This window comes from Candidatus Binatia bacterium, assembly GCA_029248525.1.
Taxonomy (GTDB): domain Bacteria; phylum Desulfobacterota; class Binatia; order UBA12015; family UBA12015; genus UBA12015.
Genome location: JAQWJE010000052.1, coordinates 135,411 through 147,864 on the forward strand (window position 1 = coordinate 135,411; position 12,454 = coordinate 147,864).

Genomic DNA, 12,454 nt, shown 5'->3' on the forward strand with positions numbered 1-12,454 from the left:
AGAAAACTTCCCATCAATTTGAATTTATCGGCAGGGTATTCGTCGCCCCCTGGAGCGTGTGGGTCCCCGACAGGCTTCGCCTGTCAGGCGAAGCTCTGATAGGCGTTCTTCCCTGGCTCACGGCGAGGAGAGAATCGAGATGAAAACACACATCAAGACCTGCCCCCTGTGCGAGGCCATGTGCGGCCTTCGCGTGTCTGTCGAGAATGGGAAAGTCTCGTCGATTCGGCCCAATCCGGACGATGTCTGGTCCGAGGGCTATATTTGTCCCAAGGGCGTGGCGCTCGCTGATCTGCATGCGGATCCGGATCGGTTGCGGCGACCGTTGGTCAAGAAAAACGGTCAATTTCAGGAAGTCGGCTGGGATGAGGCGTTTGAAGCCATCGCCCGCGGCCTCGCCCCGGTGCGAGAGCGTCATGGAATGGCGGCCCTCAGTACCTATATTGGCAACCCTGCTGCCCATAACCACTCGTTATCACGGATGATTGCGGCATTTATGCCGATGTCGGGGATTCCCGTTGTGTACTCGTCAGGGACGGTGGACCAGTGGCCGAAAAATGTGAGTTCGGCCCTGCTCTACGGCGGGATGTGGACGATTCCGGTTCCGGACGTTGACCGAACCGATCATATCCTCCTGCTCGGGGCGAACCCCAGCGCTTCACAGGGGAGTTTATTGGCTGCGGCCAATTTGCCCGCGCGACTCGATGCGATTCGGGAACGTGGCGGGCGCGTTGTTGTGGTGGATCCCAGACGGACGAAAACGGCCGAACGGGCCGATGATTGGGTGCCAATCCAACCGGGCACGGATGCACTTCTGCTGCTCGCAATCGCCCATACCTTGTTTGCCGAAAAGCGCGTCAGAGCCGAGGCTCTGGAGGGGCAGATCAACGGACTGTTCGATGTCGAACAGTTGGTGGAGGATTTCTCTCCCGCGGCGGTCGCCGATGTCTGCCGGATTCCGGCGGCGAAGATTATCGAGTTGGCACGGGATCTTTCCGACGCCAGGACAGCCTGTGTCTATGGCCGCATCGGGACCTGCAATCAGGAATTTGGCACTCTGGCCTCCTGGATCATCGATGTTTTGAACGTCCTGACCGGCAATTTCGACAAGCCGGGGGGGATGATGTTCTCCGATCCGGTGGTGCCATCGCTGACCACGATGCCGCATCCGGATTTCCCGGGCGGCAAATTCTCCTTCGGGCGCTGGAAGAGTCGGGTTCGCGGCGCTCCCGAGGTTCTCGGCCAGGTTCCCGTGTCCTGCCTCGCGGAGGAGATCGCGACCCCCGGGGAAGGCCAGATCCGGGCGCTGATCACCATCGCAGGCAATCCGGTTGTCAGTGCTCCCGATTGTGGGCGCCTCGACGAAGCTCTGCCGGGTCTGGATTTCATGGTGAGTGTCGATAATTGGGTCAATGAGACCACGCGGCATGCGGATGTGATTTTGCCGGGGCAATCGCCGCTGGAACAGCCACATTGCGATGATCTGCTGCTCGGTTGGGCTGTGCGGAACCATGCGAAGTGGTCCGATCCGGTTTTCGAACCGCCGGCCGGTCAACCTCTGGAATGGGAAATTCTCCTCAAATTGGCGGGAATTGTTTCCGGCGCAGCTCCGGAAGAAGCCGATCCGACGATTTTGGATGATTTGTTCTTCACCGGATTGATCGGCGCTTTGACCGAGGCGGAAGCCCATCCGTTGGCGGGCCGGGACGTTGCCGAAATTGTCGCAGCGACGGAGGGGCGAGGCCCGGATCGCCTCGTGGATTTGGCGATTCGTACCGGCCCGCAGGGAGATCATTACGGCCGTCGGCCGACTGGCCTGACGCGTGCAAAGCTCGCCGCGCAACCCAATGGTGTTGATTTTGGGCCTCTGGAGCCTCGTCTGGGCGAAGTTCTGCAAACTCCCTCCGGTCGGATGGAATTGGCCCCGGAGTATATTCTGGGCGATCTCGACCGTTTGCGGCAGCGCCTCGGGCGTGGGGATGAAGGATTGGTGCTGGTCAGCCGCCGTCATCTGCGTTCCAACAATTCCTGGCTGCATAACGTACCCAAATTGGTCTCGGGAAAAGATCGGTGCACTCTCCTGATGCATCCGGAGGATGCGGATCGATGCGGGTTGTCCGGCGAGCAGCATGCGCGGATCGAGTCCCGGGCAGGAGCTCTCGAGGTTTCTCTGGAAGTCTCGGACGAGATGATGCCGGGGGTTGTCTCGCTGCCGCACGGTTGGGGACACGACCTCGATGGGGTCCAGCTGCAGGTGGCGGCGGCCCACGCTGGCGTGAATAATAACCTGCTTGCGCCCGGAGATCTGGTCGATGTTCCCTCGGGAAATGCGGTCGTCAACGGGATTCCGGTGGCCGTGTCTCCGATTCGGCCCAGCTGAGATTCCCCGGAATTCGCGCGGGGCCGGGTGCGTTCCCGGCCCCCTCGGGCTAGCGTGTATCTATGGACAAGCGCGCGCGTTTCTCGCTCGGCTATTTTCTCTGGATCTTCCTTCTCTTCTGGGTTCTCGAGGGTATTTTCTTTTCCGGGCCATCGGTTCGGGAGATGCCCTACAGCGATTTCCTGAAAGAGGTAGGTCAGGGGAAAGTCGCCACTGTCGTTCTGACAACTCAGACGATCTACGGAGAGATCCGAGCCCCCGACTTGAGCGACGATTCGACGGCCGCAAGTGCGGATTCTCTGGCGGTCGAGGACAAGGCAACCCCATGGAGATTTTCGCCGAGTGCCATCGCCGGTTGGTTTGTTTCGGAAGAAGAGAAGGCGAAACAGGCCGAAGAGAACCGGGAAAGCGAGATTGATCGACAGTTCACGGTCACCAGGGTCGAGGACCCGGAACTCATTGAACTTCTCCAAAAGCATAAAGTTGAGTTTCGCGGGAAAATCGAGAATAATTTCCTGCGGAATTTATTCTTCGACTGGATTATCCCTTTCGGAATCCTCTTCCTGATCTGGACCTTCATCATGAAGCGGATGGGACAGGGGGCCGGCGGGGTCATGAACGTCGGCAAGAGCAAGGCGAAAGTCTACGATCTTGACGATGAGAGCGGCATTCATTTCAACGACCTTGCGGGCGTGGATGAAGCGATCGAAGAGGTCGAGGAAGTTGTTTCCTTCCTCAAGGAACCGGAAAAGTACCAGACCCTAGGCGCCAAATTGCCCACCGGCGTATTGCTTGTCGGCCCTCCGGGGACCGGAAAGACGTTGCTGGCCAAGGCGGTTGCAGGCGAAGCCGGTGTGCCCTTTTTCAGCCTTTCCGGCTCGGATTTCGTCGAGATGTTCGTCGGCGTGGGCGCTTCGCGGGTCCGGGATTTGTTCAAGGACGCTACGGAGAAATCCCCATGCATCGTTTTTATCGACGAGCTCGATGCCATCGGCCGCGCCAGGGGCGGGCGCAATGCCTCTCCGATGGGAGGTTTTGACGAACGAGAAAATACCTTGAACCAGCTTTTGGTCGAGATGGACGGGTTCGACGGGCGAACGGGCGTGGTTATCATGGCCGCCACCAATCGACCCGAGGTGCTCGACCGGGCTCTTTTGCGCCCGGGACGCTTCGATCGCCAGGTACTTGTCGATCGTCCGGACCGGGAGGGGCGTATCTCCATCTTTGAAATTCACGCCAAGGAATTGAAGGTTGACCCGAAAGTCGATTTCAAGCGCCTGGGTGCGCAGACTCCCGGATTTGTCGGCGCAGATATCGCGAATATTTGTAATGAAGCCGCTCTCCTGGGGTCCCGCAACGGCCACCAGACAATCCAGATGTCCGATTTTCAGGACGCGATCGAGCGCGTGATCGGGGGGCTGGAAAAAAAGGGCCGTCTGCTCAATGAACCGGAACGCCGCCGGGTGGCTTACCATGAGACCGGCCATGCGCTGGTCGGGTATTTTACCCCCGGCGCGGATCCGGTCGAAAAGGTTTCGATTGTCCCCAGAGGCCGTGGGGCCTTGGGATATACCTTGCAGGCACCGACGGAAGACCGTTTTCTGATGACCAAGGATGAGCTTTTGGGGCGGATTCGAACGTTGCTCGCCGGCCGGGCCGCCGAGCAGACCGTTTTTGGTGATGTGTCCACAGGCGCGTCCGACGATTTGGAGAGGGCCAGTCAAATGGCTCGGAGCATGCTGACCGTCTACGGCATGTCCACGCGATTGCCGAATCTGTCGCTGGTCGAATCGGGCGGAGAGAATTTTCTGGGTTTCGGACCGCAGCAGTCGGAGCACTCCAACGAAATTTCGCGGGTTCTCGGCGAGGAGCATCTCGAGATTCTCAAATCTTGCTACGACTCGGCGCTGGTTTTGCTCCAGGAGCATCGGGAGCAATTGGAGGCTGTGGCGGCTCGGCTTCTTGCGCAGGAAAAGATAGATTCAACCGACCTGGCGGAACTTCTGGGGGATCGTCCGGAAGAATAGGCCAGGGTTGGGGGGGACGATCAGTTCGTGGGGGGCCGCTTGGCGAGCTTCCTTTGCAGCGATCGACGGTGCAGGCCGAGACGGCGGGCGGCTTGGGAAATATTCCCGTCGCAGTCCGACAACACGCGCTGGATATGCTCCCATTCCGCTCGGGCGAGTGATGGCGCTGGCTCGGCCTCGGCTTCGCTCAAGGCGCCATCAAAGGCAGCCAGAACATCATCGGCGTCTGCTGGTTTGGGCAGGACGTTCTCGGCGCCGGATCGAATTGCATCAACTGCGGTCGCCATACTCCCGTATCCCGTCAGAAGCAGAATGCGCATCTCCGGGAAACGCTCGGCCAGAATGCGGATCAGATCGATTCCGGAGCTTTCCTGCAGGCGCAGGTCAACGACGGCACGGGAAGGCGTGCGTGACTCGGCGATCGCCAACGCCTCCGTCGCATTCTCCGCGCCTTCCGCAGCGAAGCCGCGGTCCACGAGGGCACGGACCAATCGGGTTCGCATTAAATGGTCGTCGTCCACAACGAGAAGGAATTCGCTCATTGGGGAATCACCTCGATCGCTTCGACGGGGAGATGCATGGTGGTGCTGGTGCCTTTCCCCAAGCTGGATCGGATCTCGAGAGACCCGCCAATTCGCTCAACTACCGAGCGCGCGAGAAACAACCCCAGTCCCATTCCTTCGCCGTTCGGTCGTGTGGTGAAGAACGGCTCGCTCGCTCGTTGCGCGACGTCCTCCGTCATTCCGCAGCCCTGATCCTGAATTTCAATGCTGATTTGATCGGCGTCGCGAAGGCATTCGATCCTGATTTCGGAACCGTCCAGCGATGCTTGCAGTGAGTTGCGAGTCACGCTTCGCAGGGCCTGCCCGATGGCTTCGCGCGGGAGGCGGACCTGACTGGCTGAAACCCGATCGGTCATCTGGATTTGGATCCGAGGGATTTCGGGGATTTCGATCAGCGCGGTCTCGAGCAGCTCTTTGACCGTGCAGCTGTCGAGGCGTCCGCTGATGGGATCCTCGCTGCGCGCGCTCAGTCGCGCAAGGATGGTTCGGCATCTCTCGACTTCATCCCGAATCAAATGCGAGTCTTCCAGAGGGCCTGTTTCGTCGGGCCGATCTGCCAGGCCCCGCTGGAGTTCTTTTGCGGCGATCGCAATCGTGGAAAGAGGCGTCGCCAGCTCATGGGCTGCTCCTGCCGCGAGAGTCGTCAGAGCGGCCAGTCGGTCTGCGCGCGCGGCAGCATCCCGGGCGGCGGCGAGCTGCGCACTGCGACTCTGGAGAATCTTTTGAATACGATTGCCGAAGTAGGCAATGAAACCGGCTCCGAGCGTCAATGCGAGCCACATCCCTTGCAGGTGAAGGCTGCCTGCCATCGCCATATGGTGTCCGTGGGAGGGCGAAGCGAGGAACAAAAACGCAAAGCAGATGGTGGTGAATGCGACCAGGGCCCATACCCATGCGGGGCGCAGAATAATCGTCGCCAGTGCGACGTTCACAAGATAGAGCGTCGAAAACGGGTTGGCGGGGCCTCCGCTCAGGGCCAGCAAGCCCGTCAAGACAAGGATATCCGTGGCCATGACGGCCGCGATCTGGGGTGACCCCGTCGGTCGAGCGGCTTTCTTCCATTTCTGGAGCACCAGGTTGGTTGCCGCACCCAGCGCAACGACGCCGAGCAGGCTGGCAGTCGGAAGTGGCATGTCGAGGATCCACGCGGCGATCATGATGCTGATCGCCTGACCAGCGGCTGCTGCCCAGCGAAGCCGGACGAGCCACGAGAGATCCAGATCTCGTTGACCGGTTTCCGTGTTGGGTGGGACCTCCATCATGGGGTGAGTATGGCCAATCCTGACGCCGAGCTCTAGCCCGACTTTTGCCCGCATTGTCGGGCATGCGCCAGAAACGCCTCGAGCTCTGCTGCGTCCGAACCCTCATGTCTGGCGAGCACGCGCCCTCCGGCATCGAGCAGGACCGCGGCCGGCAGGGCACGAATATCGAGGGCTGCGAACGTTTTCGAGGGATTGGCCTGCCACCCGCGCAGGGCGCGCCCGGGCAATGCTTCCTCGAGCCAGGCTCGTGCATCCTCGCGGTCATGGTCCACCGACAATCCGATCACAGCCAGATCAGGAGCCTGATTCGTCGCCGCCAGATCGTTGGCCGCAATGAGATTGGTCCGGCACGCGCTGCACCAGGTAGCCCAGACATCGATCAGGACGGGCTGCCCGCGCAGCGTTTTCAAACTGATTTCGTCACCGTCCAGGGTATGGGCCTCCAGCTCTACCGGCGCAGCCTCGAGGTTTGCCTGACAAAGCATCTCGGCATGGGCGGGCAGGGGGGCTCGCAGGCCGATCACGAGCCCGATCGTGAGGAGGATCGCCTTCGCCCCGGAGACCGCCCTCGGTCCCGTTGTCCTCAGAACTTCCACGAAACGGCTAACCTCATGCGCCAGTCCGGGACGATCTGCAATGACGTCTCGTGACGATAAACCGGGATTTCTCCCAGGATTTCCAGCCCGAGTTGGCTGCCCAGCCGCCCGATAAGTCCGGGGCCGGCATATAGGTAGGTGAAAGCGGTATCGGTGAGCTTGCGCCCGGCTTGCTCGTCCTGCCCTTTTGAATCGCCGCCGAATATTGCCTGCAGCGCCACGGCGCCGTCATTTTCCAGCCACAGGTAATAGCCGAGACTGGTTCCGAACGAGAGTTCGTTGGCAAACCGGTACTGGTACGCACCCTTGGTGTAGAGAGTGTACTGGAAATCGGCGGATCCGAGGAATCGATCCCAGGTGCCGAAGAGTTCGGCTCCAATGATTCCGTTGACGTTGCCGGTACCGAAAGCGAGATCGTGACCGTGGATGCCGCTGGCATTTTCGGGGTCCTCGGAGTGTTGGGTGCCTGCATGGCTGGGCCGCTCGAAAGAGAATTCTTCCTCGGCCTCGTCGCCCTCGAGTTCCTCGGCGAGGAAGCGCGTGTTGCCGCTCGGGACCGTGATTCCTCCGAAACCGGAGAGACGAAACAGCCCTCGTTCGTTTTGCAGGGAGACCGCCCGGATACGGCCCAGCAGCGAGATGTCGCCCAAGCCGGTTCTGGATTGTTCCTGAATGCCCCCATCGAAGCGACGCCGCCATTTTCGATGGAGGATCGGGATGGCAATTTGTGCATCGACCCAGTCGGCAAAGCGCCAACCGGCAACCACCTGCGTAATCGAGCTGTCGAGGAATTCGCCGGCCGGATTGGGAGCTTTTTCGCTTTCATCCATGAGCGTTCCGAAACGCGTAAATTGCTCCGATACGGCGATCCGGGGGCCGAGGCGGAGCTCGCCGAGTTCTTCGATGGTGTAGACCGCGCAAACATCGCAGGCGAGGCTTGCGGTCGTTCCGAAAGCCGCGAGCAAGGCGAACGCTCCAACAAGCACCTTCGCCGGAAAAAACCTCTGATTCAGCACATTTAAAGCCTAGCAGGCACTTCCCAAAGGGCGATGTGGCAACTCGTCGCAGGCGGCACTCCCGCGATTGGACAGGGCGCCTCCGAGGTGGCACGATCCCCACAGTTTGTCTGCTGCTCCCAGTCTTCCTCTCCGTGCTCGTCTGACCGCGTTTGCAGGGTTGCTCATTGGCGCGGGAACCCTCTCGGGTTTGCTGGTCTGGCAAGGCGTTCCGGAGGTCGGAGGCGCCCTCGCTGCGGCGGGTTGGGGCCTTCTCGTGGTCGCTCTCTACCACGTTTTTCCGCTCTTGCTCGACGCCTCCGGTTGGTGGCGACTTCTGCCGGCTGCAGAAAGGCCACAGCTGCGGCGGGTTCTGCTGGATCGTTGGATCGGTGAGTCGGTCAATACGCTTCTGCCGGTGATGCAGATTGGCGGGCCCGTGGTTCGGGCGCGGTTGTTGATGCGGGACGGGGTCGCTGGCCCTTTGGCCGGCGCCAGTGTGGTGGTCGACGTCACTCTTTTGGTGATCAGTCAGATCGTATTCACGATTTTGGGGATTCTGCTGCTCGTCCTCATTCTCGGCGGCGCCGGGCTGGTCGGGCCGGCATTGGCTGGAGTTGGCGTGATGGGCGCGGCGATTGGATTGTTCATCCTCCTTCAGCGACGAGGGCTTTTTGGCAAGATCACACATCCTCTGGCGAAATTCGCCGGTAGTTCGGCGCTCGCATCAGCGGCCGATGGGGCGGCAAGCCTCGACCAGAAAATCCTTGGATTATATAAGGATCATGCCGCTCTGCGAAGTTCGTTCCTCTTTCACCTCTGCGGCTGGATTGTCGGGACCGGAGAGGTCTGGCTGGCGTTATATTTCCTTGACCATCCCGTGCCCCTCGTGACGGCCATGCTGCTCGAGGCCCTGGGGCAGGCCGTTCGGGCGGGTGCCTTTGTTGTCCCCGGTGCCTTGGGTGTCCAGGAAGGCGCATTCCTGCTGCTCGGTCGCACCTTGGGCATTCCACCGGAAACGGCTCTGGCACTATCTCTGAGCAAACGCTGTCGCGAACTGTTATTCGGTGTACCGGGTCTGGTCGTCTGGCAACTCTCGGAAGCCAACAGTTTTCTGGGGCAATTCAGACGAAACTTCACCAGATCAGATGAGGAATGACGAGGCCAGGTGCCCCTATGCTCGTAAATGCGCTGAATCGAGGCGGCCGTGCGGTAAAGCCTCTCCTGAGTCTGGACGCTGATACTCTGATCGCGGCTGCCAAACGCAAGACTCGGCTCGAAGACCTCGGGGATCCGGGCTTCCGTGAGCCATTGGATCGGTTGGTCGGTTCGCTCGACCGGGAAGCGCATTTGAGTTTGTTTGGTCGGATCGCCGCACGCAAGGATCTGGGCCGACTTCTCGCCAGCCGCCTCCGGATGGTGGACGACAGGCGGCTCCATCCCCAGATTGCCGACGAAGAGGTTCGTCGACCGCTGATTATCACGGGTTTTCCGCGGACCGGCACAACGATCCTCCACGCCATTCTCGCGCAGGACCCCAGGCATCGAGTGCCCTTGACCTGGGAAACGATGTACCCGTCGCCGCCTCCGCGGCGGGTCAATTACCATCGCGATCGACGCATCGGGATTTCGGCAGGTCAGCTTTCCTTGATGAATCGGCTATCGCCGGATTTCAAACGGATCCATCCGATCGGAGCACAATTGCCGCAGGAGTGTCTCGTCCTGTCGAGTATCGGGTTCGAAAGCTATCAGTTCCAGACGATGTACAATGTGCCATCTTATCAGAAATGGCTCGATGAACAGGATCTGCGGCGCTCGTACGAGGGACATAAATTCTTTCTGCAGAATCTGCAGTGGCGTTGTCCGGGAGACCGTTGGGTCCTCAAGGCCCCGGCACATGTTTTTGGCTTCGATGCGCTGTTCGCCACGTACCCCGATGCTGGCGTGGTCATGACACATCGGGCCCCGGGCGAGGTGATCGGTTCCTTGTGCAGCCTGACCGCTGTCTTGCGGGGTGCCTTCAGTGAGCAGGTCGATCGGCTTGGTGTAGGTCGCGAGATGACCGAACGCTTTGCCGAGGGCATGCGCCTGGCGCTGGAGGCCCGAGATTCCGGGCGCGTGCCGGCGGATCGGTTTCTCGATGTCGACTATCGCGAACTGGTGCGGGATCCACTGGCCGCCGTGCGGAAAATTTATACCCATTTCGGTATCGACTGGTGTCCTGAAGCCGCGGAACGCATGACCGAGTTTCTCGCGCGAAACCCCAAGGACAAACATGGGAAGCACAGCTACGCGTTGGAGCAATTTGGATTGGATCGCGAGCAAGAGGAAGAACGCTACCGCAGTTATGCGGAGCGCTTCGACCTCTGAACTTCCGGCCGAGGCCCATGTTTACCGTTTTCGTCAACGAGATCCGCATGCTGCTGAGAGACCGGTGGGGATTTGTCTTCATGATGCTGGCGCCGATCGTGGTGGCCACGCTGATCACCGGTGCTCGCTACGGGACGACGGAAAACCCGAAGGTTCTGATCCCCGTCGTGGATGAAGACCACGGGAGCGCTGCTGCGTTGATTGTGGAGTTGCTCGGAGCTCACGCCGACCCTCAGATCATGAGCCGTGAGCGCGCCGAGGCGCTCGTTGCGGTGGAGAATCGCGCTCCCGCGGCTTTGGTTCTGCCGGCCGGTTTTTCCGATCGACGCGAGGCAGGGTGGTCCAGTCAGGTGGAATTATTGACCGACCCGGCGAACGCGCGCGGGGTCGCTACGGTGCGGACGTTGCTTCTTCTGGTGGAAAAAGATGCCGCCGCACTAGAGGATCCGTTTGCTCAGGAAATGGTCGAGATGCGGGAGATCAATCTGACCGGGGACCGGCTCGAGCGGAAGTCCTATGAGCAGAATTTACCGGGCTTCGGGCTGATGTTTATTCTGATCGCAGTGGTGGTGACGACTGCGACCGGTTTTCATGCGGAGCGGACGCAAGGGACAATGGAGCGGCTTCTGGTGGCGCCGGCGGGGTTCAGCAGGATTATTCTGGCCAAGCTCGGGGTGCGTTGGTTGCTGGGGATGGTCCAACTATTCGCTCTGCTTGCATGGGGGCATCTGGTTTTCGGGATCTCGCTCGGGCCCTCGACGTTGACCCTGTTTCTCGTCTGTTTACTGGTGGCGATGCCGTCGGCGGGGTTGGGATTGGTGGTGGCGGGTGTAGCCGGCTCCCGGGAATCAGCTCTTCCCCTGGCGCTGTTTTCCGTCATTACCTTTGGCGCGATCGGGGGATTATGGTGGCCGCTCTATATCGAGCCCCCCTGGATGCAGTCGATCGCGCCTGCATTTTTCACGACCTGGGCGATGTGGGCGATGACCGATATCGTCTTGCGCGATCGTTCGCTCTTCGAAATGCAGGCGACTCTTTTGGGGCTGCTTGCCCAAGGAACTTTCCTGATCACGCTCGGGCTGGTTCTTTTTCGCTCACGCCACAGTCGTCGATGAAGGTTTTCCTCGCAATCTTCAGCAGAGAAACCTAGCGTGAGAGACGTGTCTGTCCCTCAAGAGGAGTATCGTCGTCGCGCTGACCGCCATGCGGCCGCGGAGCGCGCCGATGACAAGCTGCATCGCGGTATTGGCTGGACGCGCCTGCTGATTCTGATCGGGATCGTCGGCTTGTTGGTGGCTTTCTTTGATCAGGATCTGGCCGTGGGTTGGGTTTTGCTCGTTGCCATCGCGCTTTTTGTGGGGCTCACGGTTTGGCACCAGACGGTTGAAGCGCGGCTCGAGCGCAGCCGACGCGGGGTCGCCTTTCATGAACGTGCCCAGCGTCGCCTTGCCGGACAGTGGCGCGGTACCGGCCCTGACGGGCGAGGTCTAGCACCGCAGGAGCATGAGTTCGCCTCGGATTTGGGAGTCTTCGGCGCGGGATCGCTCTTTGAACTCTATTGCCGAGCGGTCACGCCTTATGGTGGGCGGACGCTTGCTGATTGGTTCCTGAGACCCGCGTCGGTACCCGAGGTGCTCGCGCGGCAGGATGCTGTTCGGAGCCTGATCCCGGCGCTTGATGCGCGCGAGGAGATCGCATTGGCGGTGGCTCACGATGGCCGTGAGCCCTCCGAGGGTGCTCTGCGGCGTTGGTGTTCAAAGCCGGCCCTCGAATCGCTCCTTTCCATGCAGATCCTGTCTGCATCGCTTCTCGCTGCCTTTTGCGTTTCTCTCGCCTTGTTTTTATCGGGTGTTCTCGGAGGCGTCTTTCCGATGGCCGCGGTGCTGGCGCAGGTCGTATTGATCGGCCGCGTTCGTAAATCTCACGGACACGCGCTTCATGCCGGGGACGGGGCCTTGGCGGAACTGGGCGCTCTGCGGACGGTTCTCCATCAGGCCAGTGCCGTACCCTCCTCGAGTGATCTGATGGCGGAGGTTCGAGGTGTGCTGGCCGAGGGGCCGCGCGCAGCGGCACCAGCTTTGGAGAGTCTCCGGCGCCGATTCGAACTCCTCGATTCAGGACATAACCTGATGTTTGTTCCGCTGGCCCTCCTGATCGGTTGGGAGATCCATATCCTCGCCTCGTTGGAGCGATGGCGAACGGGGTTCTCGAAAGATACGCTCGGCTGGTTGCAGGCGGTCGGCTGCTTCGAGGCACTACTC

10 protein-coding genes are annotated in these 12,454 nt (G+C 60.6%); 6 read left to right on the forward strand and 4 right to left on the reverse strand.

What is annotated here, in order from left to right; all coding sequences use genetic code 11:
* The first annotated feature begins 139 nt into the window (after nt 1-139).
* On the forward strand, nt 140-2,380 hold the full coding sequence (locus tag P8K07_17470) for a molybdopterin-dependent oxidoreductase (protein MDG1960313.1): 2,241 nt from the start codon (nt 140-142) through the stop codon (nt 2,378-2,380).
* 62 nt (nt 2,381-2,442) lie between these two features.
* The gene (ftsH, locus tag P8K07_17475; protein ID MDG1960314.1) at nt 2,443-4,407 is read left to right on the forward strand and encodes an ATP-dependent zinc metalloprotease FtsH; all 1,965 of its coding nucleotides are present in this window, start codon (nt 2,443-2,445) and stop codon (nt 4,405-4,407) included.
* A 20-nt stretch (nt 4,408-4,427) separates the two neighbouring features.
* On the opposite strand, the gene P8K07_17480 is transcribed toward ftsH, so the two are convergent.
* The 4 genes from P8K07_17480 to P8K07_17495 are packed head-to-tail and all read right to left on the reverse strand — an operon-like array spanning nt 4,428 to nt 7,844.
* Nucleotides 4,428-4,949, reverse strand: a complete 522-nt coding sequence (locus P8K07_17480) for a response regulator (protein MDG1960315.1) — start codon at nt 4,947-4,949, stop codon at nt 4,428-4,430.
* A complete protein-coding gene (locus tag P8K07_17485) occupies nt 4,946-6,232 on the reverse strand; it encodes an ATP-binding protein (protein ID MDG1960316.1) in 1,287 nt (428 codons plus the stop codon). The genes P8K07_17480 and P8K07_17485 overlap by 4 nt, the downstream gene beginning before the upstream one ends.
* A 32-nt stretch (nt 6,233-6,264) precedes the next feature.
* Nucleotides 6,265-6,828 carry a TlpA disulfide reductase family protein gene (locus tag P8K07_17490; protein MDG1960317.1) on the reverse strand — a complete coding sequence of 188 codons (564 nt, stop codon included), beginning with the start codon at nt 6,826-6,828 and terminating at the stop codon, nt 6,265-6,267.
* On the reverse strand, nt 6,816-7,844 hold the full coding sequence (locus tag P8K07_17495) for a hypothetical protein (protein MDG1960318.1): 1,029 nt from the start codon (nt 7,842-7,844) through the stop codon (nt 6,816-6,818). Before P8K07_17495 ends, P8K07_17490 begins: the two co-directional genes overlap by 13 nt.
* A gap of 106 nt (nt 7,845-7,950) precedes the next feature.
* Between P8K07_17495 and P8K07_17500 the strand changes: the two genes are divergently transcribed.
* The 4 genes from P8K07_17500 to P8K07_17515 form a co-directional block, all read left to right on the forward strand.
* On the forward strand, nt 7,951-8,982 hold the full coding sequence (locus P8K07_17500; GenBank protein ID MDG1960319.1) for a lysylphosphatidylglycerol synthase domain-containing protein: 1,032 nt from the start codon (nt 7,951-7,953) through the stop codon (nt 8,980-8,982).
* 17 nt (nt 8,983-8,999) lie between these two features.
* Nucleotides 9,000-10,193: a sulfotransferase gene (locus tag P8K07_17505; protein MDG1960320.1), complete on the forward strand. Its 1,194-nt coding sequence runs from the start codon at nt 9,000-9,002 to the stop codon at nt 10,191-10,193.
* 17 nt (nt 10,194-10,210) lie between these two features.
* Nucleotides 10,211-11,308, forward strand: a complete 1,098-nt coding sequence (locus P8K07_17510) for an ABC transporter permease (protein ID MDG1960321.1) — start codon at nt 10,211-10,213, stop codon at nt 11,306-11,308.
* Nucleotides 11,309-11,353: 45 nt separating this feature from the next.
* Nucleotides 11,354-12,454, forward strand: a 1,101-nt coding sequence (locus tag P8K07_17515; GenBank protein ID MDG1960322.1) for a hypothetical protein, incomplete at its 3' end; no start/stop codon positions are given.

Bases quoted from the DNA above. Each gene is read 5' to 3' on its own strand.
- P8K07_17470 (MDG1960313.1), top strand. From the start codon at position 140: ATGAAAACACACATCAAGACCTGCCCCCTGTGCGAGGCCATGTGCGGC.
- P8K07_17480 (MDG1960315.1), bottom strand. From the start codon at position 4,949: ATGAGCGAATTCCTTCTCGTTGTGGACGACGACCATTTAATGCGAACC.
- P8K07_17510 (MDG1960321.1), top strand. From the start codon at position 10,211: ATGTTTACCGTTTTCGTCAACGAGATCCGCATGCTGCTGAGAGACCGG.
- P8K07_17505 (MDG1960320.1), top strand. From the start codon at position 9,000: ATGCTCGTAAATGCGCTGAATCGAGGCGGCCGTGCGGTAAAGCCTCTC.
- P8K07_17485 (MDG1960316.1), bottom strand. From the start codon at position 6,232: ATGATGGAGGTCCCACCCAACACGGAAACCGGTCAACGAGATCTGGAT.
- ftsH (MDG1960314.1), top strand. From the start codon at position 2,443: ATGGACAAGCGCGCGCGTTTCTCGCTCGGCTATTTTCTCTGGATCTTC.